This is a genomic window from Micromonospora sp. MH33, assembly GCF_003013775.1.
Classification (GTDB): Bacteria; Actinomycetota; Actinomycetes; order Mycobacteriales; family Micromonosporaceae; genus Micromonospora; species Micromonospora fulviviridis.
This window is the reverse complement of sequence record NZ_MUYZ01000587.1, coordinates 1-1,834: the sequence shown is the minus strand read 5'-3', so window position 1 is coordinate 1,834 and position 1,834 is coordinate 1. Positions and strand designations below refer to the sequence as shown.

At 77.0% G+C, this 1,834-nt stretch carries 1 protein-coding gene and 1 pseudogene; both read right to left on the bottom strand.

The window, feature by feature from the left end; genetic code table 11:
- Window positions 1–1,402 (bottom strand): lipid II flippase MurJ (locus B0E53_RS36115; RefSeq protein ID WP_107079882.1); only part of this gene is annotated, 1,402 nt, incomplete at its 3' end.
- Between the two features lies 1 nt (window position 1,403).
- Window positions 1,404–1,834, bottom strand: a pseudogene (locus B0E53_RS36110) (hypothetical protein); the annotation flags it as partial.

Below are 1,834 nucleotides of genomic sequence, written 5' to 3'. Positions count from 1 at the left end.
CGAGCAGGCCGGCGGCCCCGGCCCGCCCGACGCCGGCCAGGGCGGCGGAGCCGGCGGAGCGGACCACGGCGGCGATCAGCAGCCCGCCGAGGAGCAGCATGCCGGCGGAGGTGGCCACGGTCACCGCGAGCACGCGGTCCGTGAGGGGCAGCAGGTGCCCGAGCAGCAGCGCCAGCGCCGGCACGCTGAGCCAGCCGAGTGCGGTGGCGACGGTGGCCGACCGGGTCTCCCCGCGCGCGTAGAGGGCCCGGGTGAGCACCGCGAACAGGCCGTAGCCGAGCAGGCCGGGGGCGAAGCCCACGATGCCCGCCGCGGCCGTGCCGGCGTCCCCGGGGTCGAAGAAGAAGTGCCCGACCGGTACGGCCGTGCCCGCCAGCGCGGCGGCCCCGAGCAGGCTGAACAGCACCACCCCACGGACCGCCGGGGCGAGCGTCTCCCGGTAGGCCCGTTCGTCGCCGGCCGCCCGGGACGCCACCAGCGTCGGGTACGCGGCCACCGCGAGCGGCACGGCCAGCACCGCCCAGGGCAGGAAGTAGATCGTCTGGGCCAGGTTGTAGACACCGACGTCGGCGGTCCGGCCGTAGGTGACCTGGTTGAGCGCGACGACCAGGGCGATCTGCTGGGCGGCGACGGTGACCACACCGGCCACGGCCAGCCCACCGACCCGGGCCCGGGCGTCGGCGGGGAACCGGAAACCGGGGCGCGGCCGCAGCCCGAGCCGGCGCAGCGGGATGAGCAGGGAGAGCGACAGCACCACCACGCCGAGCGTGGTGCCGCCGGAGAGCAGCAGTTCGCCGCCGCGGCCGACCTCGGCGACCCGGGCCAGCCGCCCCTCGACGGCGGTGAAGCCGAGGTAGACCGCGATCACGGTGACGCTGGACAGCAGCGGGGCGATCACCGGCCAGGCGAACCGCCGGTGCGCCTGGAGCACGCCGGTGAGCACGATGCCGACGCCGTAGAGCGGCAACTGGGGGGCGAAGACGCGCAGCATCCGCGCCCCGGCCTCCTGCTGGACGCCGTCCAGGCCGTGGCCGAGCAGCCCCATCAGCGGGTCGGCGAGCAGCGCCACCAGCAGCGCGAGCGGCACCAGCAGGCTGAGCGTCCAGGTGAGCAGCGCCCCGGTGGTGGCGGCCACCGCCCGCCGCTCCCCCGCCTCGACCGCGCCGGCCAGCAGCGGTACGACGAGGCTGGCCAGCGCCCCACCGGCGACGATCTCGAAGATGAAGTTCGGGACGTAGTTGGCCACCAGGTACGCGCCACCGAGGTCGGTGGGGGCGAGCGTCCAGGTGAAGACGGCGGTGCGGCCGAAGCCGGCCAGCCGGCTGACCACGGTGAGTACGGCGATGAGGGCGGCCGCCCCGGCCACACGGCCGGCGCCGGCGAGGGGTGCCGGTTTCGTCACGTCAGTCGGCGAGCCGGCCCAGCTCGTCGAGGTGCCGCAGCCCCGGGGTCCGCTGGATCACCTGGGTGAAGCTCACCTTCTCGCTGGCGGCGGTGAGCGCGGCGAGCACGGCCAGCACTCCGGCCCGGCCCAGCGGCCCGGTCCGCGCGGCCAGGCTCACCCCGAGCAGGGCGCCGAGCGCGTTGGCGCCGCTGTCGCCGAGCATGACCCGCTCGTCGAGGTCCTCCCGGACCAGTCCGGCGGCCGCCCCGACCGCGCCCGCCGCGATGCCCCCGTACGGGCCGGTGGCGAGCGGGGCGCCGAGCAGCATGCCGGACTTCAGCGCCCGGCCGGGGCGCAGGTCGAGCAGGTTGACCAGGTTGGCGGTGCCGGCCACCACGCCGGCGCCGAGCAGCACGTCCAGCCCGCGGCCGAAGGCGCCGGCGCGCTGCC